27 protein-coding genes and 1 riboswitch are annotated in these 24,538 nt (G+C 34.9%); of the genes, 24 read left to right on the forward strand and 3 right to left on the reverse strand.

Annotation, left to right across the window (positions count from 1 at the left end; all coding sequences use genetic code 11):
* Nucleotides 1–2 precede the first annotated feature (2 nt).
* The 23 genes from flgL (at nt 3) to MT489_RS09060 (ending at nt 20,942) form a co-directional block, all read left to right on the forward strand.
* Complete coding sequence (gene flgL / locus MT489_RS08950) at nt 3–887, forward strand: flagellar hook-associated protein FlgL (protein ID WP_244681202.1); 885 nt, start codon at nt 3–5, stop codon at nt 885–887.
* A gap of 235 nt (nt 888–1,122) precedes the next feature.
* A complete protein-coding gene (locus tag MT489_RS08955) occupies nt 1,123–1,683 on the forward strand; it encodes a DUF6470 family protein (RefSeq protein ID WP_244681203.1) in 561 nt (186 codons plus the stop codon).
* A 19-nt stretch (nt 1,684–1,702) separates the two neighbouring features.
* Nucleotides 1,703–2,140: a flagellar assembly protein FliW gene (gene fliW, locus MT489_RS08960; RefSeq protein ID WP_244681204.1), complete on the forward strand. Its 438-nt coding sequence runs from the start codon at nt 1,703–1,705 to the stop codon at nt 2,138–2,140.
* Nucleotides 2,141–2,144: 4 nt separating this feature from the next.
* The gene (gene csrA, locus MT489_RS08965) at nt 2,145–2,384 is read left to right on the forward strand and encodes a carbon storage regulator CsrA (RefSeq protein ID WP_244681205.1); all 240 of its coding nucleotides are present in this window, start codon (nt 2,145–2,147) and stop codon (nt 2,382–2,384) included.
* 199 nt (nt 2,385–2,583) lie between these two features.
* Complete coding sequence (locus MT489_RS08970) at nt 2,584–3,420, forward strand: flagellin N-terminal helical domain-containing protein (protein ID WP_244681206.1); 837 nt, start codon at nt 2,584–2,586, stop codon at nt 3,418–3,420.
* A gap of 112 nt (nt 3,421–3,532) precedes the next feature.
* Nucleotides 3,533–4,321, forward strand: a complete 789-nt coding sequence (locus tag MT489_RS08975; protein ID WP_244681207.1) for a flagellin N-terminal helical domain-containing protein — start codon at nt 3,533–3,535, stop codon at nt 4,319–4,321.
* Between the two features lie 322 nt (nt 4,322–4,643).
* Nucleotides 4,644–4,778 carry a flagellin gene (locus MT489_RS08980; protein ID WP_370876418.1) on the forward strand — a complete coding sequence of 45 codons (135 nt, stop codon included), beginning with the start codon at nt 4,644–4,646 and terminating at the stop codon, nt 4,776–4,778.
* A gap of 117 nt (nt 4,779–4,895) precedes the next feature.
* A complete protein-coding gene (gene hag / locus MT489_RS08985; RefSeq protein WP_244681208.1) occupies nt 4,896–5,801 on the forward strand; it encodes a flagellin Hag in 906 nt (301 codons plus the stop codon).
* Nucleotides 5,802–6,415: 614 nt separating this feature from the next.
* Entirely contained in the window at nt 6,416–7,018 is a 603-nt protein-coding gene (locus MT489_RS08990; protein WP_244681209.1) for a hypothetical protein, read from the forward strand.
* Complete coding sequence (locus MT489_RS08995) at nt 7,005–8,888, forward strand: motility associated factor glycosyltransferase family protein (RefSeq protein ID WP_244681210.1); 1,884 nt, start codon at nt 7,005–7,007, stop codon at nt 8,886–8,888. Before MT489_RS08990 ends, MT489_RS08995 begins: the two co-directional genes overlap by 14 nt.
* Entirely contained in the window at nt 8,881–9,879 is a 999-nt protein-coding gene (locus MT489_RS09000; RefSeq protein ID WP_244681211.1) for an NAD-dependent 4,6-dehydratase LegB, read from the forward strand. The genes MT489_RS08995 and MT489_RS09000 overlap by 8 nt, the downstream gene beginning before the upstream one ends.
* The gene (locus tag MT489_RS09005) at nt 9,876–11,036 is read left to right on the forward strand and encodes a LegC family aminotransferase (RefSeq protein WP_244681212.1); all 1,161 of its coding nucleotides are present in this window, start codon (nt 9,876–9,878) and stop codon (nt 11,034–11,036) included. The genes MT489_RS09000 and MT489_RS09005 overlap by 4 nt, the downstream gene beginning before the upstream one ends.
* A 6-nt stretch (nt 11,037–11,042) precedes the next feature.
* Entirely contained in the window at nt 11,043–12,173 is a 1,131-nt protein-coding gene (neuC, locus tag MT489_RS09010; protein ID WP_244681213.1) for a UDP-N-acetylglucosamine 2-epimerase, read from the forward strand.
* Nucleotides 12,170–13,246 carry an N-acetylneuraminate synthase gene (gene neuB, locus MT489_RS09015; RefSeq protein WP_244681214.1) on the forward strand — a complete coding sequence of 359 codons (1,077 nt, stop codon included), beginning with the start codon at nt 12,170–12,172 and terminating at the stop codon, nt 13,244–13,246. The genes neuC and neuB overlap by 4 nt, the downstream gene beginning before the upstream one ends.
* A complete protein-coding gene (locus MT489_RS09020) occupies nt 13,236–13,838 on the forward strand; it encodes an acetyltransferase (protein ID WP_244681215.1) in 603 nt (200 codons plus the stop codon). Before neuB ends, MT489_RS09020 begins: the two co-directional genes overlap by 11 nt.
* 27 nt (nt 13,839–13,865) lie before the next feature.
* Complete coding sequence (locus MT489_RS09025; RefSeq protein WP_244681216.1) at nt 13,866–14,975, forward strand: N-acetyl sugar amidotransferase; 1,110 nt, start codon at nt 13,866–13,868, stop codon at nt 14,973–14,975.
* Nucleotides 14,976–14,983: 8 nt separating this feature from the next.
* Nucleotides 14,984–16,048 carry a nucleotidyltransferase family protein gene (locus MT489_RS09030; RefSeq protein WP_244681314.1) on the forward strand — a complete coding sequence of 355 codons (1,065 nt, stop codon included), beginning with the start codon at nt 14,984–14,986 and terminating at the stop codon, nt 16,046–16,048.
* Nucleotides 16,045–16,965 carry a Gfo/Idh/MocA family protein gene (locus MT489_RS09035; protein ID WP_244681217.1) on the forward strand — a complete coding sequence of 307 codons (921 nt, stop codon included), beginning with the start codon at nt 16,045–16,047 and terminating at the stop codon, nt 16,963–16,965. The genes MT489_RS09030 and MT489_RS09035 overlap by 4 nt, the downstream gene beginning before the upstream one ends.
* Nucleotides 16,958–17,662, forward strand: coding sequence for an acylneuraminate cytidylyltransferase family protein (locus MT489_RS09040; protein WP_244681218.1), 705 nt, complete (start codon nt 16,958–16,960; stop codon nt 17,660–17,662). The genes MT489_RS09035 and MT489_RS09040 overlap by 8 nt, the downstream gene beginning before the upstream one ends.
* Nucleotides 17,659–18,483, forward strand: coding sequence for an SDR family oxidoreductase (locus MT489_RS09045; RefSeq protein ID WP_244681219.1), 825 nt, complete (start codon nt 17,659–17,661; stop codon nt 18,481–18,483). The genes MT489_RS09040 and MT489_RS09045 overlap by 4 nt, the downstream gene beginning before the upstream one ends.
* Before the next feature lie 119 nt (nt 18,484–18,602).
* Nucleotides 18,603–19,700 (forward strand): DUF2920 family protein, encoded by a 1,098-nt coding sequence (locus MT489_RS09050; RefSeq protein ID WP_244681220.1) that lies wholly within the window; start codon nt 18,603–18,605, stop codon nt 19,698–19,700.
* Between the two features lie 355 nt (nt 19,701–20,055).
* Complete coding sequence (locus tag MT489_RS09055) at nt 20,056–20,448, forward strand: globin domain-containing protein (protein WP_370876417.1); 393 nt, start codon at nt 20,056–20,058, stop codon at nt 20,446–20,448.
* Nucleotides 20,449–20,486: 38 nt separating this feature from the next.
* Nucleotides 20,487–20,942 carry a DUF2269 family protein gene (locus MT489_RS09060; RefSeq protein ID WP_244681222.1) on the forward strand — a complete coding sequence of 152 codons (456 nt, stop codon included), beginning with the start codon at nt 20,487–20,489 and terminating at the stop codon, nt 20,940–20,942.
* 301 nt (nt 20,943–21,243) lie between these two features.
* On the opposite strand, the gene MT489_RS09065 is transcribed toward MT489_RS09060, so the two are convergent.
* Both MT489_RS09065 and MT489_RS09070 read right to left on the reverse strand, forming a co-directional pair.
* A complete protein-coding gene (locus MT489_RS09065; RefSeq protein ID WP_244681223.1) occupies nt 21,244–21,720 on the reverse strand; it encodes an NUDIX hydrolase in 477 nt (158 codons plus the stop codon).
* Between the two features lie 125 nt (nt 21,721–21,845).
* Complete coding sequence (locus tag MT489_RS09070) at nt 21,846–22,307, reverse strand: chemotaxis protein CheX (RefSeq protein WP_244681224.1); 462 nt, start codon at nt 22,305–22,307, stop codon at nt 21,846–21,848.
* Nucleotides 22,308–22,407: 100 nt separating this feature from the next.
* Nucleotides 22,408–22,509: riboswitch (cyclic di-GMP riboswitch) on the reverse strand.
* 168 nt (nt 22,510–22,677) lie between these two features.
* On the opposite strand from MT489_RS09070, the gene MT489_RS09075 reads away from it, so the two are divergent.
* A complete protein-coding gene (locus MT489_RS09075) occupies nt 22,678–23,430 on the forward strand; it encodes a hypothetical protein (protein WP_244681225.1) in 753 nt (250 codons plus the stop codon).
* Between the two features lie 173 nt (nt 23,431–23,603).
* On the opposite strand, the gene MT489_RS09080 is transcribed toward MT489_RS09075, so the two are convergent.
* Nucleotides 23,604–24,536 (reverse strand): aldo/keto reductase, encoded by a 933-nt coding sequence (locus MT489_RS09080; RefSeq protein ID WP_244681226.1) that lies wholly within the window; start codon nt 24,534–24,536, stop codon nt 23,604–23,606.
* Nucleotides 24,537–24,538: the final 2 nt, after the last annotated feature.

Below are 24,538 nucleotides of genomic sequence, written 5' to 3' on the forward strand. Positions count from 1 at the left end.
TGATGCGCGTTACTAATGGAATGATAGCTAAAAATGTCATGACTAACATAAATCAAAGTTATGGTCGTCTTGATAAACTATTTACACAAGTGCAGACTCAGAAAAAAATCTCCCGTCCGTCTGATGATCCTGTTGTTGCGATGAAAGGGATGTTCTACCGAATGAACGTCCTTGAAGTCGAACAGTTTAAGCGCAATTTTACAGAAGCTCATAACTGGGTGGAAACGACCGATTCTGCTATTGGCGAAGCAAGTAAAGTGTTGGAACGTATTCGTGAACTTACCGTTCAAGCGAGTAATGAAACATACGACGGTGGCCAACTGGATGCCATTAAGGAAGAAGTTGCACAGTTAAAATCTCATATCAAATCGATTGCCAATTCTAAAGTCGGGGATAAATATATTTTTAACGGAACAGATACATTAACTCCCCCTGTAGATAGTAATGGGAATGTATCATTTAATTCGAAAAATGTTGAATTTGAACTAGCTAAAGGCATCTTTGTTCCAGTCAATATGCTTGGAGAAAATGTGTTTGGTTCAGAAAATCAAGGCAATAGTATTTTCTCGATGTTGGACGATCTTGAAAATGCACTCGGTCAAGGTGATACACAAGTTATCGGTGGATTTTTAGATAAAATTGATGCCAGTGCGGATAAAATGCTCTCAGCACGATCGGAGCTAGGTGCACGCACAAATCGACTAGAATTCATGGAAGAAAGAATTGATAACCAGGAAATTATCGCAAAAAGAATCATGTCCGATAACGAGGATATCGATTTTGAAAAGGTAGTTATGGAATTTAAACAACAAGAAGCAGTACATACGGCAGCCATGTCAGTAGGTGCTAGAATCATTCAACCAACATTAATGGACTTTTTAAGATAAGATCTTTTCTCACATTGTTGCTTATTATTATGAATGTTTACGGCAATAAATGCTTTCTGTTCAAAAAATGAATAAGTGGAAACATCATAAGAACCGTTAAACTTTCTAAATAGGTGTAAAAGCCGGCTTTGGGGCCTTTACAAGAGAACAAACTTTAATCAAACAGCCTTAAGATAAGATAGAAGGGATGCTCTCTTTGTTAGGACATCCCTTTACATTTAGGAGAAGGGGCTTGGTGAACGTGCAAATCCCACAAATTAGAATAGAATCCCAGTTTGCGAAAAACGGAATGGAGACGGTACCTGCTAGGCAATCAATTCAGCAACCTGACGCTAACCTGCATATTGAACAGCCACTTGCTGATATGAAAATGCGTACCATCCCTGGCCGCCTAACGATTGATCAATCGAAAGCATGGGAAGATATGGATATAAAGGGTATCTTTCAACGTGTGAAAGAAAATGCAGAACGTGGCAAGCAGAAACTTTTAGAAGGAATCTCTAGAGTTGCCAGAGAAGGAGACGAAATGCTTGATATTCATTCAGGACGTGACGTACTCGTTGAGCAGGCAAAGCAAAAAGCGAATCCTCCACCTATTGACACGAATATTACTTGGGTACCTTCACCTTTTTCTGTTAAAATTCATTATGAACCTGGTAAAACGAATATCCAATTCCAACCGAGAAAACCGGTAATTGATGCAAATGTAAGAAAACCAATCATTTCGTATACACCAGGTGATGTAAATATCTATATGAGACAACAAAATAGCCTTAAAATAGACTTTGTAAAATAAAATGTGGAGCGTGAAGCCTATGTACATACAAACTAAATACCACGGCGAAGTCGAAATCCATGAGAATGATATTTTAACATTTGAAAAAGGCATCCCTGGATTCCCTGACGAAAAGAAGTTTACATTACTGCCATTGCCTGATATGAGTTCAGTTTCGATAATGCAATCTGTTGAAACAGTTGGGCTGGCATTTGTTATCGCAGATCCGTACAGTTTCTTTGAAAAATATGACTTTGTACTGGATGAAAATACAGTAGAGCAGTTGGAAATAAAAAGTGATGCTGACGTAAGTACATTTGTGATTTTGACTGTACATGATCCTTTTGAAAAAAGCACAGCGAACCTGCAAGCACCTATCATTGTAAATATAAAAACAAATTCTGCTAAACAAGTTATTTTAAACAACGAAAACTATCAAACAAAACACCCGCTTTTCGGGCAATTGGTAAAGGGGTGACAAGGTGCTCGTACTGACAAGAAAAAAAGGCGAATCTATCCAAATTGGCGACGACATCGAAATCACCATTGCTTCTATTAAAGGTGACCAAGTTAAAATAGGTATCAACGCACCGAAAAATGTCGAAATCCATAGGAAAGAAATATGGCTGGATATCCAAAGTGAGAATGCCTCAGCATCTGAAGAGGTAAGCGATTTGTTTGGAATATTAGCGAAGGTAAAAAAGAATAAAAATAATCGTTGAACTGCCAATTATAACTTTTTGGCAGTTTTTCTATTTCCACGAAAAATGTAAAAGAATGCGCAAAAACTATTAAACATTCTGTAACCATGACGATATTATTAGTGAAGCGAATTTAAGGGGCGGCGCCGACCCTTAAATTCGTAATAAACTAAGCACGATTCACATGGATGTGAATCGCAAATTCAAGGAGGAAAAACATATGATTATCAATCATAATATTGCCGCATTGAATACCCATCGCCAATTGGGTGCTGCTTCTAATGCACAATCAAAATCGATGGAGAAACTGGCTTCAGGACTTCGTATCAACCGTGCTGGTGATGATGCAGCAGGTCTTGCTATTTCTGAAAAAATGCGTGCACAAGTTAAAGGGCTTGACATGGCATCTAAAAATGCACAGGACGGAATTTCTTTAATTCAAACAGCAGAAGGTGCATTGAATGAAACACATTCAATTTTACAACGTATGCGTGAATTAGCCGTGCAATCTGCGAATGATACGAACACAGATACAGATCGTGGGGAGTTACAAAAAGAATTAACTCAGTTAATCGAAGAAATAGATCGTATCGCTGATACTACCCAATTTAACACGAAAAATCTTTTAGATGGTACAAGAACAAGTGGTAATGCTAATAGTAGTGGTGCTCTAGTATTTCACGTTGGCGCAAACTCTGGACAAAAGGTTACATTAGAAATAGAAAGTATGAAAGCATCTGGTTTAAGTGTAAGTGGAATTTCAATTAGTGGTCAATCTGATGCAAATAATAATATTACGGTAATCCAAACAGCCATTGATAAAGTGTCCGCTGAACGCTCAAAACTTGGAGCTATGCAGAATCGCCTAGAACACACAATTAACAACTTAAACACATCTTCTGAAAATCTAACAGCTGCAGAATCACGTATTAGAGATGTGGATATGGCGAAAGAAATGATGGAACAAACAAAAAATTCTATTCTTGCTCAAGCATCTCAGGCAATGCTTGCACAAGCAAATCAAGCACCACAAGGGGTATTACAATTACTTCGCTAATTTAATTAGAAACTCAATTTGAGGTTTTCTAAATAGATAATCCCAAAATATACTGGATTTTAGCAAAATTGATTTACAAGGAAGTAAATCAAAAATTCAAGGAGGAAAACATATGATTATTAATCACAATATAGCAGCACTAAATACACATCGTCAATTAGGTGCGGCTTCAAATGCACAATCAAAATCAATGGAAAAACTATCTTCAGGACTTCGTATCAACCGTGCCGGTGACGATGCAGCAGGGTTAGCGATTTCTGAGAAAATGCGTGCCCAAGTTAAAGGTCTAGATATGGCTTCAAAAAATGCTCAAGATGGTATTTCTTTAATTCAAACAGCTGAAGGAGCATTAAATGAAACACATTCAATTCTGCAACGTATGAGGGAGCTTGCAGTACAATCTGCAAATGATACAAATACAGATACTGATCGTGGGGAGCTTCAAAAAGAATTAAATGAGCTTATCGATGAAATTGACCGTATTGCTGAGACAACTCAGTTTAACACAAAGACACTTATGAGCGGCACTTTTGACACAAATGGATTGAAATTTCATATTGGTGCAAACTCCGGTCAAAATATAGAATTGAAATTAAATATAATGACAACATCAGGGATAGGAACTGTAGGAACATCTGGAAATATCAGTAGTGGAACTGCGCTAAGCACGTTAAAGGAAACTGATTTAACGGCAAATTCAGGTATTCTTAAACAAGGCAAAGCTGATGCTGCAATTACAGTAATTAATAACGCAATTGAAATGGTTTCTGCAGAACGTTCTAAATTAGGTGCTTACCAAAATCGTTTGGAACACACAATTAATAACCTAAACACATCTTCAGAAAACCTAACAGCCGCAGAATCACGTATTCGCGACGTAGATTATACTGAAGCCGCCTAAACGGTACAGGTACAGTCGTCCTGACTGGAAACGGTTAGTGATTATAATCGGGTGAATTGCTGGAAACCCTTGAGAGCTTTCTTCCCCACAACGGAGCTGGAAACAGCAGACGTGAAGGGTTGAAAAGAAGAAAGATTAGGCAATCAGCAGCCAAGCTCCTGTCTCGAAAGAGTGGAGAAGGTTCAACGACTAGGATAGACCATCTAAAGCATAAGCTATGATGATGAAATCCATAGGTGAAACAATGTCCATCAGCATTGTGAATCCGAAGTGCCCGACCCCTACTAGAATGCTAGAGGGTGAAGAGATAGTCTAGTCATTTGTGAAAGCAAATGTTCGCACGATGGCGAAAGAAATGATGGAACAAACCAAGAATTCTATTCTTGCTCAAGCTTCGCAAGCAATGCTTGCCCAAGCAAATCAAGCACCTCAAGGAGTATTACAATTACTTCGTTAAAAGGTTTTGAAAATAAGAATCTTACTTTATACAAACTAGGGATGTCTCTCTAGTTTGTATAAATAAATTATAACGATTTACAAGGAAGTAAATCATATATTCAAGGAGGATAAATAAATGATTATCAATCATAATATTGCGGCATTGAACACACATCGCCAACTAGGTGCTGCTACAAATGCTCAATCTAAATCAATGGAGAAATTAGCTTCAGGTCTTCGCATCAACCGTGCAGGAGATGATGCAGCTGGTTTAGCAATCTCTGAAAAAATGCGTGCTCAAGTAAAAGGTCTTGATCAAGCTTCACGAAATGCCCAGGACGGAATTTCGTTAATTCAAACAGCCGAAGGTGCATTAAATGAAACACATTCCATCCTTCAACGTATGAGAGAACTTGCGGTTCAGTCTGCGAATGACACAAATACAAACACGGATCGTGATGAACTTCAAAAGGAAGTTGATCAACTAGCATCAGAAATTACACGTATTGCAAATAATACTGAGTTTAATACAAAGAAATTAATTGATGGTTCTTTTGATGATACTAGTGGTTCTGTAGCGAAATTTCATATAGGTGCAAATAATGGTCAAAATGTACAACTAAACATTAAGGCTATGGATGCTGTTTCATTAGGTGTTGCTGTATCGGGAAGTGGAACAAATGCAAAAGTTGTATATGATGGAGCTGGTGCAGTTACCACCCAAGCTATTACTGATAAAGGAATTAACATTTCTACTCAAGCAGGTGCTAATTCTGCCATTTCAACTATACAAACTGCAATTGATAATGTTTCTTCAGAACGTTCCAGACTTGGTGCAATGCAAAATCGTTTAGAGCATACAATCAATAACTTAGGAACTGCATCAGAAAATCTAACGGCAGCAGAATCCCGAATTAGAGACGTTGATATGGCGAAAGAAATGATGGAACAAACGAAGAATTCAATTCTTGCACAAGCATCGCAGGCAATGCTTGCTCAAGCAAATCAAGCTCCTCAAGGTGTATTGCAATTACTTCGATAATTATTAATAAACACGGCCAAAGTATTGGCCGTGTTTTATTAATAAAAAAACATTAATTCAGCATTTTGTGCAATGATAAAATAAAACAATGATTATAGAATATTATTCTTCTGTACTAAATTTTAATCAGATTAATTTTAACAAGTCAACTCCTTATTAAAATATGAATGATTAACTATAAAGATAAAATATAATTATTTCTCTGCCAAGTATATACTTGATGGATATTATCTTATCCAAATTTAATTGTATAATGAGTAAATCGTAAATCACCCATTTACACTAAGATCAATTGAAGTTTATACTTGCGTTTTAATGAAATACTACGTTAGTAATCTATGTTCATTTATAGTCAGAAATTGATGCGAAAAAATTGAAAAGATTAAGTTATTTATAAACACAAATTGTAAGATTTCCATTTCTTAATCATGCCCAATCAATGAGTAATCCTCAATAATCGGTTGTTTTATTATAGCAGGGTTAATTATTTCAAACACCACTTGGTAACATCCTCTTAATAGACCTCTAAAAAACTCGCGAAATTTGTCGATATAATAAATGACTATGTTACACTTTATCTATATTTATAATAAATTGACGGAGGAATCCGCTTTATGAAGCTTATTTTCAAAGAAGAAGTTATACAGTTTGATACACAACCAACAGTAGAAGTTATAATAAATACAATTAATCAATTATTAGATGATAATTACTATTTCAGCCATCTTATAATAGATGATAAAGAAGTATTAGATGATCCTGAACAATACTTACAGGACTATTTAAATGAAATCAGAGAACTAGAAATTGTTGCAAAAACAGTCAAGGAGTTTATTAATGATCTTTTATTATCTGCTGAAGAATACATCAGAAGAGCAAAACCAGAAATAGATTCACTTTCAGATGAATTTTATCAAAATCCGACATCTGAAAGCTGGCATAAGTTTGCCCAATTATTAGAAGGGATCCAGTGGTTAAACCAGGTGATACAAACGATTGATACGACAAAAGAGAAACCAAAAAATTGGGTGAATTATCTAGAAATTAACAGTAATTTCGATTTAGAATTAAAAAATATGGAAGAAGCTATTGAGAATAGTGACAGTGTGTTAATTGCCGATTTAATTAAATATGAGATTCTTTCAATTATTGAATCACTAGGAAGTGAAATCCAATTAACAATTGATACAGAGGGTTATCGTCATGATCTTAATTAATAATCGTAACTATTTAAGGCTCCAAAATCGTCCATTGTTAAATAAGATGAACGAAATTGAAGAACAATTAGATGAACAAAAGGTTACCGTTGAAACATCAAGAAAAGAAGTCTTCACGCTTAAGATCAATGTTGAAGGGAAAATGCAGTATGTTCATAGTAAATACGATCCTATTGCAGAAGCAAAACGTCTAATCGATCAGCTACAAGATATCGAATCGTATGATCATGTTCTTTTTATTGGAGCAGGTCTTGGGTATCACATTAAACAATTCAGTGAAGTATATCCAGACATAAAGATATCAATTTATGAACCGAATTTAGAAGTGCTTTATCACTTTTTTTCAATACAGGATATGAGAAAATTATATGGGAATATTGGAAATATATTTACTTCTATGCCTGAAGATGCGGTTAAGCATGAAGTGGAAAAGATTATTCAGACCTACGGGAAGAACATATTGTTTTTCACTTTACCAGTTTATGAAAAACTATATCAAAAAGAAGTGCATTCTCTTCTAGAAACATTCAAGAATAATTTAAAAGATAGAAGAAGCAGTATTGCTACAAATGCATCGTTTCAAAAAAGGTGGACAATTAATTCGATTAAAAACTTCCCGACAATTTTAAGAACACCCAATATTCTTTATGATGTAGATAAAAAGGCGTTTGAGGGAAAACCGGCCATTATTGTTGCGGCGGGGCCATCCTTATCAGAGGAGTTTGAAAATCTAAGATATATTAAAGATAATGGACTTGCCTATATTTTCTCGGTAGGATCTGCTATTAATGCTTTAATTGAGCACGGGATTTTTCCAGATGCAGCATGTACTTATGATCCTACTCATCTTAATCAAGTAGTAATCCAAAAAGTTAAAGATAGAAATATTACTGAGATACCACTAATTTTTGGTAGTTCGGTTGGTTATGAAACAATAGAAAACTACCCTGGTCCAATGTTTCACATGATTACCAGCCAAGATACAATTACAGGACATTTTATTTCAAATGCTAATCAAGTGAAAGTTGTTCTTGACGCACCATCAATTGCAGTTGTTACATTTCAATTATTGAACCAACTCGGTAGTAAGCAGATTATCCTTGTTGGGCAAAACTTAGCTTATCAAAATGACCAACTTTATGCAGAAGGAATAAAATATGATTTTGTTTCCAATGAATTGGATGAATCAGAATTAGGGAATTTATTGAGCATTAAAGATGTTAATGGAAATGAAATAAAAACAAATGAAGATTTTAATCGAATGCGTGCCCAGTTGGAACTGTATATTCAAGCTTCAAATGATATTGAGGTTATTAATACTACTAAAGGAGGAGCAAAAATTGATGGCACAACATTTATTCCACTAGATAAAGTAATTTTATATAAGCTGAAATCGAATGTTGTGAATTTCGATTGGCTTCAAGCGGAGAATTCATACGACTTAAAATATGTTAAAAACCAATTAGTTAAAATGAAATATAGCATGGAACAATGTAAACGTTTGGTTGGCAGCACATTATATGAATTGAAAGTTATTGAAGGTAATATTCAAATGCAAAGAACGAATCAACTAGAATATACGTTTGTAAAGTTCGATAAAGAATTTGGTAAGATGAAAAACAACCAATTTTATAAGGCTATGATCGAGCCAATGATGAGAGTTCAAACTGAATTACTCTCAGAAAAAAGTAAAAAAATTAAGTATGAAAATAACCTTTTAATAAAAGGTCAGTCAGTGTTAAATGCTTTTGGGCCATTTTTATTTGAATGTGAGACTCATTATGAATTTGCCACTCAGCAATTTGAAGAAATGAAAGATCGTGTGGATGAGTGGATATCAACTTTAAAGATAGGTGAAAAGGATGAGTAAAGTTCTTATTACAGGTGCAGATGGTTTCATAGGATCACATTTAACAGAAGAGCTAATACTTCGAGGCTATAATGTACGTCCATTTGTATTTTACAACTCGTTTAATTCCTGGGGATGGTTAGACTCTCTTTCATTAGAGTTGAAAAATGAACTAGATGTATTTTCAGGAGATATTCGTGATCCTCATGGAGTGAAAGAAGCGATGAAAGGGTGTAATAAAGTACTACATCTAGCTTCTCTTATTGCAATACCTTATTCATACCATTCACCTGACACATATGTTGATACTAATATTAAAGGAACCTTGAATGTTCTTCAAGCAGCGCGTGAATTAGATGTAACTAGAGTAGTTCATACTTCAACTAGCGAAGTATACGGCACAGCACAATATGTGCCAATAGATGAAAATCATCCTGTGCAAGGACAGTCACCCTATTCCGCATCAAAAATTGGAGCAGATCAAATGGCTCTATCATTTTATCGTTCATTTGAAACACCTGTCTCTATTATTCGCCCTTTTAATACATATGGTCCACGGCAGTCGGCCCGTGCTGTCATCCCGACAATTATTACTCAGCTAGCATCGGGAAAAAGAAAAATAAAGTTAGGTGCTTTAAGTCCTACGCGTGACTTTAATTTCGTCAAGGATACTGTAAATGGTTTTATTCAAATGATGGACAGCGATAAAGCTCTAGGTGAAGTCGTTAATATTGGTAGTAATTTTGAAGTCTCGATAGGTGAAACGGCTAAATTAATTGCAGAAGTAATGGGAGTAAACATTGAGATTGAAACAGATGAGATTAGAATACGTCCAGAAAAAAGTGAAGTAGAACGTTTATGGGCTGATAATAAAAAGGCAAAAGATATTCTAGGATGGGAGCCAGCATACGGAGGACTTGAGGGATTTAAACAAGGGATGAAAGAGACAGTAGAATGGTTTACGAATCCAAATAATTTATCTAACTACAAGGTAGATGTGTATAACATATGAATACCCAATGGACGCAAATAGTACAAGAGATAAAGGAAATCTATAATAATAAAGACGTTGTTCCTTTACATGAACCAACATTTGGTGAAACCGAAATAGAATATGTAACGGACTGCATACGCACAGGGTGGGTCTCTTCTGTTGGGAAATATGTAGATGACTTTGAAGAAAAACTAGCCGAATATACTGGTGTAAAACGAGCGGTTGCAGTAGTTAATGGTACTGCCGCACTTCATATAGCATTGAAAGTAGCAGGGGTTCAAACAAATGATGAAGTATTTATGCCTGCACTCACTTTTGTTGCTACAGCAAATGCAGCAACTTATTTACAAGCTATTCCTCATTTTGTTGATGTATCGGAAGAAACACTAGGCTTAGACCCAGTGAAATTGGAAGATTACATTCAAGAAATTGGCGAAATGAGGAATGGTCAACTAGTAAATAAGAAGACAAGCAGAATTATACGTGCTGTTGTACCAATGCATACATTTGGTCATCCCGTTGATTTGGATCCACTTATAGAATTATGTGGTAAATATAATCTAATGCTTGTTGAAGATGCTGCTGAATCCCTTGGTTCATTTTACAAGGGTAAGCATACGGGTTGTTTTGGCATAGCTGGTGCACTTAGCTTTAATGGCAATAAAATTATGACCACTGGTGGCGGAGGGGCAATTTTAACAAATGATGAAAAATTAGCCGACTACGCTAAACATATTACAACAACAGCAAAAGTACCGCATCGTTGGGAATATGTTCATGATGAAATTGGATTTAATTACCGAATGCCGAATATTAATGCTGCTTTAGGGTGTGCGCAGTTGGAAAAACTTGATTCTTTTTTAGCATCGAAAAGGCAGTTAACAAATAGTTATATGAAGTTATTTGAACAAGTTGAAGGGATGAATGTATATAACGAACCAATCTTTGCTAAAAGTAATTATTGGCTCCAGACGCTAATCATCGCCTCCCCAAAATATAAACGTGATGAAATATTGGAAACATTGAACAGTGAAGGAATTTTGGCACGTCCTATGTGGAAACCATTGGACGAATTATCTCCTTACGCCTATTGTCCTAAAGGTGATCTTACTACGACAAACAAAATAGATAACATGATAATAAATCTCCCATCTACTCCACCGATAGGAGGTTAATTGCATATGAAAAAAAAAAGAATTTGCGTTGTGACGGGGACACGAGCGGAATATGGGTTACTTTATTGGTTAATGAAAGAAATTCAAAAAGATGAAGAACTTGAATTGCAGTTAGTAGTTACAGGAATGCATTTGTCTCCAGAATTTGGATTGACTTATAAGGAAATAGAAGAAGATGGATTTGTAATAAATGAAAAGATAGAAATACTGCTGTCTTCAGATTCTGCAGTTGGTGTTGCTAAATCTATGGGTCTTGCTGTTATCGAATTTGCGGGTGTCATTAATAAGCTATCACCAGATTTAGTGATTATACTAGGTGATAGATTTGAAATGCTTGCTATTGCTCAAACAGCACTTGTTGAAAATATCCCGATTGCTCACATTCATGGTGGGGAGCTGACATTCGGTGCATACGATGATTCAATCAGACATGCAATTACAAAAATGGCGACTTGGCACTTTACAAGTACTGAGGAATATCGTAATAGGGTTATACAATTAGGAGAAAGTCCAGATCGGGTATGGAATGTTGGGGCGTTAGGTATAGAAAATATTTTAAAATTAAAGTTATTTTCGAAAGGAAAATTACTTTCTGACTTAGGAATTATAGAAAATAAACCTTACTTTCTAATTACCCAACACCCGGAAACCAATGGTTCAAATAAAGGAATAGATAAGCTTTTGTTGGCGTTAGCTAAGTTTGAAAATTACAACTTAATTTTCACAAAATCGAATGCTGATAATGGTGGTAGATATATAAATGATGCTATAGAACAATTTGTTACAAATCATCAAAACGCATATTTATATGACTCTCTTGGACAATTACGCTATCTCAGTGCTGTTAAACATGCAAAAGTAGTTATCGGAAATTCATCAAGTGGACTAATTGAAGTACCTTACTTGGAGACGCCTACTGTCAATTGTGGAAATAGACAAGCAGGAAGACAGAAACCGTCATCAGTTTTTGATGCGGAGTTGAACGAGACAGCAATAATAAATGCAATTCATAATGCTCTCTTATTTAGTGGAAGTTACGAAAAAATCTTTGGTGTAGGAAATTCGTCTAAAAAAATCATTGATATAATAAAAAAAGTTAAATCGTATCGAGTTCAAAAGGAGTTTTATGACTTATGAATAAAACATATATCATTGCTGAAGCGGGCGTAAATCATAATGGGTCTTTAGATTTGGCATTTGAATTAATAGATGTTGCGGTAAAGGCAGGGGCAGATGCAGTAAAGTTTCAAACATTTAAAGCAGAAAATCTAGTAACGAAGAAAGCACAGCAAGCTGCATACCAGATTGAAAATATTGGCGAAGAGACATCACAATTTGAAATGCTGAAAAAACTAGAGCTTAACTATAATGAATTCTTGCGGTTAAAAGCATATTGTGATGAAAAAAAGATAGAATTTTTATCGACACCTTTTGAGTTTGAAAGTGTCGATTTTTTGGTGGAAACATTAGGGATGAATACAGTGAAAATTCCATCTGGAGAACTAACTAACTCTCCGTTCATTCATTATATAGCTACTAAACGCAAGCCGATTATCTTATCAACGGGAATGGCAAATATGGAAGATATTTTTGAAGCTTTATCCTTTATTGCTTACGGTTTGGCATTTCCAAACAAGAAAGTTGAGCTAGAATCTGTGCGTAGCTTTTACGCAACAGATGAGGCCAAAAAATGCTTGAAGCGATATGTAACCATTCTTCATTGTACGACAGAGTATCCAACCCCTTATAAAGATGTCAATTTACAGGCTATGGACCATTTGAAAAGGGAATTACAAGTAGAGATTGGATTGTCGGATCACTCAAAAGGTATATATGTTCCAATAGCAGCAGTAGGTAAAGGGGCAAAAGTCATAGAGAAGCACTTTACAATCAATCGAATGCTGCCAGGACCAGACCATCAAGCATCTCTAGAACCAGCTGAACTAATAGAAATGGTGAATGGTATAAGAATTGTTGAAGCTACACTAGGAAATTGTGAAAAGAAACCAACAGCAAATGAGGAAAAGAATCGAATTGCAGCTAGAAAAAGTCTTGTAGCATCAAGAGAGATTCAAGTTGGAGATATATTTACAAGTGACAATTTAACAATAAAGCGTCCTGGAAATGGTTTAGCTCCTTCTAAGTGGTGGGAGCTATTAGGAACTACTGCCTCAAAAAGTTATGAAGAGGATGAGCTGATTGACGAATAGACCGGTTATTATTATAGGAAATGGTGGACATGCAGGAGTTCTAACTGAAATTTTGATTCAACAAAATAGAACAATTATTGGTTTTACCGCACCGGAAAAACAGGGAAACCGATTTGGCATTAGTTACCTTGGATCAGATGAAATTATTAATACATATGACTGTGAAGAAATTGAACTTATCCTAGGAATTGGATCAGTAAATGTAACGGAAATTAGGGCAATTAAATTTAAGGAATTTAAAGAGAAAGGGTTTAATTTTGCTACAGTTATTCATGAAAGTTCTATTATTTCTCCAAGTGCAATTCTAGGAGAAGGAGTCCACGTAATGGCAGGATCTGTCATTCAATCTTTTGTGAATATTTCCGATAACACAATTATAAATACATCTTCCAGTATAGATCATGACTCTTATATTGGAAAACACAGCCATATTGCGCCAGGAGCCATATTATCTGGAGGTGTAAAGGTGGGCGAATTATCACACATTGGTGCTGGATCTATAATTATTCAAAATATCCAGATCGGAAGCCACGTAATGGTAAGAGCTGGAGTACTTGTAAAGCAACATGTGCCAGACCATTCTAAAATATAAATTATCTAGTTCGGAGGAATATAAAAGATGAAGTATTGTGTAAGATGTGTAATGCCAAATACAAGACCAGGTATTTATTTTGATGAAGAAGGAGTGTGCCAAGCATGCAGGGCAGAAGAACAAAAAAATAAAATCAATTGGAATGCAAGGTTTCAAGAATTGCAAACATTATGTGATAAATATCGAAGAAAAGACGATTCTGAATTTGATTGCATAATTGCTGTTAGTGGTGGAAAAGATAGTCACTTCCAAGTTTATTTCTTTAAAGAAGTGTTAGGTATGAATCCATTGCTAGTAACTGTTGAAGATAATTTTGAAATGACAGAAGCTGGAAAACATAATATTAAGAATATATCAGAAAGATTCGGATGCCATATCATTGCATTGAAACCTAATTTAAAGGCACAAAAATATATTATGCGAAAAACCTTTGAAAAATATGGAAAACCAACGTGGTTTATTGATCGTTTAATTTATACCTATCCACTTCATATTGCAAATAAGTTTAATATTCCGCTAATTGTTTATGGAGAAAATATCAGTTATGAATATGGTGGTACCGATCGTACCGAAACATACTCAGCAAAAGAACAAATTAATAATGGGGTTGCATCAGAGATTGATTATAATGAATTAATTGATGAAAATATATCACTAAAAGATTTAATTTTTTGCACCCCACCAAGTGGAGACGACATTTCCAAATTAGAACCAATTTACTTAAGTTACTTTACTAGGTGGAATAGTTATGCCAATTATGTTTTTGCAAGAAAAAATGGTTTTAAGGATTTATCACATGAATGGGAGCGAGAACATACATTTGAAAACTTTGACCAAGTTGAAACACCTGCTTATCTAATTCACCCTTGGTTAAAATATCCTAAATTTGGACATGCCTCAGCAACTGATTATGCTTCAAAATTTATTCGGTATGCGCTGATTACTAGAGAAGAAGGAATCCAACTTGTAAAAAAACATGATCATAAAGTTGATCAAAAATCTGTACAATCATTTATTGACTTTTTAGGGTATTCCCATACGGATTTCTATAGCATTATTGATAAGTTATACAATAAAGAGTTATTTTACAAAAATCAATTTGGAGAGTGGGAATTAAAAAATCCCATTTGGAAGTGAGTTTTAAGATGGTCAATTGGAAAAATGTATTAGTAAAAAAAAATAATTCTATTCTCCATACAATGAGGATTATTGAATCATCTTCTCTTCAATTTGCTGTCGTAGTTGATGATGAAATGTGTTTACTTGGAACGGTTACTGACGGTGATATACGTAGAGGATTAATAAAAGGACTTCAGCTTAGCACACCAATTCAAGAAGTTATGAATAAAAAACCAATATTTCTTTATTCTGGTAAAAGACTATCGCATTATAGATCATTTATGGAAAGAACTGCACTGAAGCAGCTTCCGATTGTTGATAGAAAAAAAAGGGTTGAGGTAGTCTTGTTTTCTGATCGACAATTACAAGCCTTACAAAAAGAAAATCATGTGATTTTAATGGCGGGTGGCCTTGGAACTAGACTTCGCCCGTTAACAAATAATACCCCAAAACCTATGTTAAAAGTGGGAGACAAACCAATATTAGAAATAATTATCGAAAACTGTAAAAACTTTGGATTTGTAAACTTTATAATACCAGTAAATTATAAAAAGGAAATTATTCAAGATTACTTTCAAGATGGACAACACCTTGGAGTGAATATTACCTATTTAGAGGAAAAGAAAAGACTTGGAACGGCAGGGGCACTATCACTCCTAACAGAGAAACCAAAGGCCCCCTTTTTTGTGATGAATGGTGATCTGTTAACTAAAATTAACTTTGAACAACTGCTAGATTTTCATAATGAAACAAATTCATTAGCCACGATGTGTGTTCGTGATTATGAATATCAAATACCATATGGAGTCATTAAAACCGATAATTATCGTCTCCTTTCAATTGAAGAAAAACCAGTTCATAAAAGTTTTGTTAATGCAGGGATCTATGTTCTTAACCCCGATATAATTTCTCATATACCATATAATGAATATCTTGATATGCCAGAACTCTATAGAAAGTTAATTTCAGAAGAGAAAACTGTTACTGCTTTTCCATTAAGGGAATATTGGCTTGACATTGGACAACTCGGAGATTATGAAAAGGCTAATGTTGAGTTTAATCAATATTTTACTGAGGATGAGAGCAAATGATTCGATTCTGTTGTGTAGTAATTGGATATGGATCTATTGGTCAGCGGCATGCGCGAATATTAAGTGAATTGGGACATCACGTAGCAGTAGTCTCAAAAAGGAATATTAAGCACCCTCACTTATACCATAATATTGACAAGGCATTACAAAAAGAAAATCCTGACTATATAGTAATTGCAAATGAAACACATAAACATGAAGATACGCTTGCAGAACTTGAACGCAATGGATATAACAATAAAATACTAGTAGAGAAACCTTTATTTTCATTTGCGAACGAAAGAAATTTCAACTTTTCAAACTTATTTGTTGGTTATAATTTGCGACAACATCCACTTATTAAAATGCTATATGAAAAGATAAAAAATAAAGAAGTTATAGCAGTTCAAGCATATGTGGGACAGTATTTACCCCATTGGAGACCGGGAATGGATTACACAAAGTCATATTCAGCGAAATTAGACTTTGGCGGTGGAGTTATTCGAGATCTTAGTCACGAGTTAGACTTTTTACAATTTTTATTTGGAGAATGGAATAGCCTAGTAGCATTAGGTGGAAAGTTTAGTAATTTATCAATTGATTCTGATGATAATTATGCAATTATTTATAAAACTAAACGGGTCCCTCTTATTTCTCTTCAGATGAATTATTTGGATCATATAACGCAGCGTTTCGTTATTATAAATACTTTAGACGAAACCTATAAGGCTGATTTTATTACTAATACCCTTCAGGTAAATGACAAAATATACAACTTTGATGTTGAGAGAGATACAACGTATATTTTACAGCATGCTTCAATATTGAATAATCAGACTGAATTCCTATGTACATTCGAAGCAGGAATGAAAACCACAAAAATGATTGAAGCAGCAGAAAAAAGTTCAATGGAGAAAGTGTGGATCACAAATGAATAGAATATGTACAATTTGTGCTAGGGGCGGATCAAAAGGTGTGAAAAATAAAAATATTAGAGATTTATTAGATATTCCATTAATTGCACATAGTATTATTCAAGCAAAAAAGAGTAGTATGTTTGAAGTTATTGCTGTAAGTAGTGATAGTAATGACATTTTAGCTATTGCTAAGGAATATGGGGCAGACTTGTTAATTGAAAGACCTAAAGAATTAGCGACAGATCAGGCAGCTAAATTACCCGTCATACAGCATTGTGTTAAAGTTTCTGAAGAAAAGTTAGATAGAAAATTTGACATAGTGGTAGATTTAGATGCTACATCCCCACTTAGATCAATTGAAGATATTGTTCAAAGCCTTACACAGTTCGAGGGGAATAAAGATGCTACTAATTTAATAACTGGTGCTCCAGCTCGAAGAAGTCCCTATTTTAATCTTGTGGAAGTTATAGATAGTTATGTTTCCCTTTCAAAGCCTTTAGAAAAAGGTATTGTCCGACGTCAAGATGCACCAAAAAGTTATGATATGAATGCTTCTATATATATATGGCGAAGAGAATCATTATTGAAATCTACTTCTGTTTTCCAATCAAATACAATACTATATGAGATGCCAGAAGAACGTTCCATTGATATTGATTCAGAGTTAGATTTTGAATTTGTTTCTTTTCTTGCTAAAAAAAGAGGAGAATTAGTATGAAGAAATCATATTTTGACAATTTTAGATTAGAAGGGAAAACAGCTATTGTGACTGGTGGGGCAGGGATTTTAGGACATCATTTTTGTACTGGTTTGGCAGATGCCGGTGCAAATGTTGCTGTTGTAGATATTAACCTTCAAAAAGCTCAAAAAACGGCATTATTTATTGAAGAAAATTATATGACCCACGCAGTAGCCTTTCAATGTGATGTATCCTCTGAGGAATCAGTAATTACAATGGTTCAAAATGTAAAAAAGGAATTTGGAACGATAGATGTTCTTCATAATAATGCTGCTGGAAAATCAAATAATTTAGATAAGTTTTTTGCTGATTTTGAAGAATTTGAGCTTGATCAATGGAAAGAAATTATGGGCATCAATTTAGATGGCATGTTTTTAGTTGCTAAACATGTTGGACAAGTAATTAAGGAGCAAGGAACTGGTGGGTCAATCATTCAAACATCTTCTATATATGGAGTGATGGCTCCAGATCAACGTATATATGAGGGATCTAATTATTTAGGACGTCAAATCAATACACCTGCAATATATTCCGCTTCTAAAGCTGGAGTAATTGGTCTTACAAAATATTTAGCAACTTATTGGGCCAAGGATAAAATCAGGGTAAATGCAATTACACCTGGTGGAGTTGAAAGTGGACAGAATGATACCTTTAAAAATAATTATAGAAATCGTGTCCCTCTTGGACGTATGGCTCAGCCAGAGGAGATGGTTGGTGCACTAATCTATCTTGCTTCAGATGCTTCAAGTTATGTAACGGGACAGAATATAATAATCGATGGTGGGTTAAATGCTTGGTGAGATAGGTTTCTTCTAAAATAACAAGGTAAATATTCAATAATAAGTGATTCCAGTACTTAGAAGAAGGATAAGTACTAATATAAAAAACTTGCGATATATTAAATTAAGGAGTCGCATTTATGTCTAAAGACTACAAACTTCATTGGCCATCTCATCCAAATATCTATGGTGGGGATGGATTAAGAAAATTTAATATATATTTCTCAGAACCAGATCAAGGTGTTAACGAAGAAACAGGAATTTTATTATTGATACCTGGATTTGGAGGTAATGCAAGTTCAAACGTATATAAAAAAATGAGAAAGAACTTTGCTGATCAATATAATTTAGTCGTAGTTCAATGTGATTATTTTGGACAGGAATTTATGCAGGGAAGCAATTCGGTACAAATGAACTTTTCTAGAGATGAACTATCAGGAATCTTCTCAAGTTCTGAGATAGAAAATATCTTTAAAGATGGATTTAATGGAAGAGAATTTATTGAGATTGGTAGTAAGTACCCAATTAATTTATCTTTAAAGGAAATATTAAATGAGACAGTAGACAATTTTAATGATATGGGTCTAATGCAGGCTATGGACCATCTCACAGCTATTTATTATGTAATAAATATTTTAAAGGACAATGGTTTAACATTTAACATGAATAAAATAATAGCGTATGGGCATTCACATGGAGCCTATTTATGTTATCTATGTAATGCAATGGCTCCACACCTGTTTTCTCTTTTGATAGATAACTCGGCATGGTTGCAGCCAGTATATTTACATTCATCGAGATTATTATTTTCTAAAATTGGTAATATGACTTTACAAACGGAGTTCGATTATTTGGTGCGTAAGCTAGAATATGATGCAGATATTTTAGATTTAGCTGTAATATATAAGAAATTTGAGAACTCATGTATCATTGAGTCCTTTCATGGTACAACGGATAATTTAATAAGTCATATAGATAAGAAGCAATTTTGTAAATTTATTAACCATTGTTCATTTCATGAAATATCTACCCCATCAGTAGATGGTGAAATTTTCAAATCGACAGATCACGGACTTGATGCTGACTTTTTAAAAATGTTTGATTATGTCATGAAGAATAGAGAGTTTGATATTAGGGAAATTATTCATCCTAAACCTGTAAGTTACCAGACTAAGAAAAATTGTTATACTGTACAATATGAAGAAGGATTACCATTATTAACGGTTAAGTCTGTGTAAAGTGAATAATTCTTCACGAATCTTTAATTGTATGTGTAATGTTTTCCCTAGAGAGTAGCCTGCACGAGCATTTCGTCAATGCAGCTACATACCGAAGAGTGACAGGCCAATGAAAAGAAGTATTAACTAAAAAGAATGACCACCCTGTATATGGAAGTGAACTGGGCGGTAAAAGAAGACAGAGAATGATTAAGAAACAAATGAAACAAGAAGCAGAGGAGAGGCAGTGCCAACAGTAAAAAGAAATAGCATCGAATTAGAAACTTACATCACTTCCTTCACTGTGATGTATATCACATCATTATTTTTGATTTATACTATATAATGAAAGAAAGATACATTGGGAGGTATGATAGTGAAGGAACCTCGATTACAATCGCTCTTTGAGGAAATCGGTGAAGATAAAATAGAAGAATTAGTCAATGCATTCTACCCTCGGGTATACGATGATCCAAATATTAGCCCTCTTTTTGAAGGGGATATGCATATTATTATGGAAAAACAAAGGAAGTTTTTGACACAGTTTCTAGGAGGCCCAGCGCTTTACAGTATGGAATACGGACCACCTGCGATGAGATACAGACATCTTCCCTTTAAAATTACGCCAAGCCGAGCAAATAGTTGGCTTCGTTGTATGAGGGAAGCATTTGATGAAGTGGGGCTAAGTAATCATCCTGCCGGAGAGATGTTTTTTAGCAGACTCACTCAAGTTGCTGGAATTATGGTTAATTCCGAAGAGGATGATTGAAAAAGTCATCCTCTTCAACATGAAACGAGGGAACATAAGTGGCTACATTTTATAAAATATTAGTTTTTATACATATCTTTTCTGCAATTTTAGGAATGGGTCCCGGCTTTATATTAAGTCAAATTGGTAAATCAGCAAATACGATTACTGAGCTAAAGCTCGCGTATAAAATAAAAAACCGAATCCATATTTTTGTTATGATTGGCGGAACGTTATTACTAGTTTCTGGGGTGTTAATGGGTACAATTAACACAAGCTTATTTCGTCAAGGATGGTATATTACTAGTCTAATACTCTTTTTACTCGCTCTTGCTATGGGACCAATCGTTTTATCACCGATATCCAAACCACTTAAAGCAAAAATTAAAGCCCATGAAGGTGATGAGATTCCTGAAGAGTATAAACGTGAAGGAAAGAAACTTTTATTCTATGAACATATCGCAAGCTTTATCTTTTTAGTCATAATTGCGTTAATGATTTTGAAGCCTTTTTAGTAAGCTGTTAATACTGTGAAGTGTATAATAATCCGAATGAACCGATGAGCCAAGAATTTGTAAATCGAATAATAAAAGCTTCAAAAAGAGTAATAGAAATCGTGAAGCCGCTAATAGAATTAGAAAATGACTAATACTGGTATTCAAACATCTAAAAGGACCCTTCATACGTCAAAAAAAAAGTATTGAGAACATTTAATAAAACGCATCAAATGTCTAATAGAATGACCAATCTGAAAAGAATTTGAGTACAAGTTAAAAATCCTGCTGCAGACGCATAAATCCGCAAATTAGTTCGGTGTCACCTGGAATCAAGGTTTTCAGATATTGTATTAACATATTTATCGATTGCTTTCCGGTGACCTCCAACCATGTTTTCAGGGAGATTGTTTAAGTCAAAATAATCAAGACTTAAAGATTCGGCACCATCGACCTTTAGGCCTCCTTCTAAAATCTCTCTTGTGATATATGTTATCGTGACGACATAAAATTCGTCACCATTCTGTGCTTTTATAAAGTTTTGCGGCCCTGAAGAAACTGAAAGTAGTTCTAAATCCCCGATGACCAATCCAGTTTCTTCGAACACTTCTCTTCTTGCACAGTCCTCCGTTGATTCAGTCAATTCCATTAGTCCACCGGGCAATCCCCACACACCGTATGGATAACTGCGCTGCTGTAACAACACTTTATTACTCTCGTTTATGACAATCACGACTGAACCGACTAAAATCACTGGCCTTGTTCCAATTAATTTACGTAAATCTTCTACATACCCCATAAAAATCACCATCCTTTTATAACTATTATGCCATTTAAAATAATTCTGTCATTGTAATTAATATGCGTTAGTTTAAAATCCCAAGATTCTAAATAAAAAAAGCTGTCACGATGACAGCTTTATCTTCAATCTATTAATAAATAAATATCCATTTCCCCAATTTCTTCTAAAACAATTGTTAACTGAATTGCCTTATCATAACCGGATAGTGTCGTATTTCCTTCCATTATTGTTGGAGACGTGATATCAGTTTTAAGTCCATTTTCCACAATAATAGTTGAGAGGGAGCCAGCAATCATATTCCCGAGTTCGCCACTGAATGATGCCAGCATATCTCCTTCTAACGACATCCCAAACATAACTTCTCCGATGGATCCAAAAACGCCTGGATTAGAAGATAATATGATATTTCCTTTAATATCTCCTGTAATTCCAATTAGAACTCCGTATTGAAGGTGCAAGGACTTTCCTAATAACTGAGGTTTTTTAGTTTCATGCTGAATTGGAATTACATTTTTAAATGATGTGAAAGTTCCATTAAGCAGGTCTCTAACCGTTTTATTTCTTTGTTCTATGGATATCGACAATTGAGACACTCTCCTTAAAAAAATAAGCTATTCTTCAAAAAGAATAGCCAAAAAGATACTTATATTAAGCTTATCAAGTCATTAATATAAGAAAACAACATTTGGTAACCAGGCGATCATAGTTAATAGGGCTTTTACCCTATTCAACTTTAGACCCTTAGCTTTGCGTCCTATCTTTTCAAATAGTTTGCCTTTTTCTATATGGATGATATGTGACTTTGTGTTCGGTACTTAAGTATATACCATTTTTCAACAAAATTCTACAATTTATGCAAGATTTAACAATCTGAAACTTATCCTTGTCTCATTACATAATTCTGATTGGAACGTGAAAAATAGATAAAACACCAAACCTTTTGGAGATGATTTAATGAAAAGATATAGTCTAATGATTGTTGCCATGGCCTTATTGTTCTCTTTTTCTCATATCTCTCCAGTTTTTGCTGCAAAAAAACCGAAAACCATTTTGGAATATCATCATGATGTGACGGGTGATGGCATTCCTGAAAAAATAACAGTGTATGGAAATCCACTAAAAGATAATAAAGATTACTACCAAGAAGTTTGTGCTGAAATAGAGGGGAAAGGTATTCGGAAAATCCAAATCCTTTATGAAGGTGGATTTGAACCTAAACTTGAATTTGTTGATTTGAATCATGATGGTGCTGATGACATTCTTTATTCAAGCGCAACAGGGGGAAGTGGGGGACTCTATAATTTCGCTTTACATACAATAAAAGAAGGAACTCTTCGTGAATTACCCTTACCTGAGCCATTACCAGTTGAAAGTTCTTTTCAAAATAACTTCAAGGCGTTTATGACAGTCCCGGGGATTCCAAATCCAATTCAATTAAATCTTTCGAATCGTAGTGAGGATTACATCCGGCTAGGTCTTTACCAAAAAAAAGGCATGTTAAATGAACCTGCTGAATTAATGATAGATCCAATTGCGTTTTTTCAAATTGTGAAGATAAAAGGGAAGGCTGGGTATGGTTTAAAAAGTTATCGGCAAGTGAGTGGAGCTTATCATGCTGACGGAATTGGAACGATTGAAGTTCTTTCATATTTCGAAAATGGTGAATGGAGTACAATGAAAGTGGAATGGAAACTTTCAATAAAATGAAGATATTGATAACCCGGCGAGAATATTCTCACCGGGTCTTTGTCATTGTATAGCTTTAACGCATATTGAATAGTGGATTTTTACATCCCTTCCAATGATAGTTAACAATGATTTGCTTTTATGGCTCATCATTTTTTCTCATCATGGACTCGACATGCGCTTCTGCTACTTTATTATCTAGTACGAAGATCAAGCCATTTAATTTCGTCTTCTGTCAACCTAATATCTGCAGCTTGACGGCAGGATACCATTTCTTGTTTGTTTTGTGGTCCAATGATGGCAGCAGCTGGGAAGCTTTGGTTCAATACATAAGCTAAGCTGATTTGGATTGTTTCCACGCCTTTTTCCTTAGCAAGCTGTTCAGCACGGCGGTAACGCTCCCAGTTGTCGTCGTTATAAAATACGCGAACTAGATCTTCATTGGAGCGATCTTCTGGAGTGAATCTTCCAGTGAAGAATCCGCGAGCTTGTGATGACCATGAGAAAAGTGGCATATTATTTCCTTCATGCCAAGCTAACATAGGATCATCTACAGAAACACATCCAGCCCAATATGGTTCTTGCGCTTTTGCAAGACTTAGGTTCGGGCTGCTGAATGAAAAGCCCACAAGTCCGTTCTTAGCTGCATAGTCATTTGCTTCTTGAAGTCTTTCGATTGACCAGTTAGATCCACCAAAAGCTCCAATGCGACCAGCTTCTACATGAGCGTTTAACGTTTCCAAAATTTCGCCCACTGGCACTTCTGGGTTATCGCGATGTAGAGCATACAATTCAACATAGTCAGTACGAAGTCTTTCTAAGCTGATTTTTAATTCTTCGTCAATCGCTTTTTTGCTGACACGTGGTCCTTCGTGATTTGGATGAGCACCTTTTGTTAAAATGATGACATCATCACGACGCTTATTTTCTTCCATCCAAATACCGATTGCTTCTTCACTTTTACCTCCATAATAAATGTAGGCAGTGTCAATCGTATTTCCACCGATTTCCATGTAATTGTTTAATACCTCTGTTACAAGGTCCATTTTTTCTGGTGTAAAATAATCAGAACCCATTACTAAACTAGAAATATCTTTATCTACACCTTTTACGCGAATACTTTTCATTT

The sequence above is a fragment of the Lederbergia wuyishanensis genome (assembly GCF_022900255.1).
GTDB lineage: Bacteria > Bacillota > Bacilli > Bacillales > Bacillaceae_C > Lederbergia > Lederbergia wuyishanensis.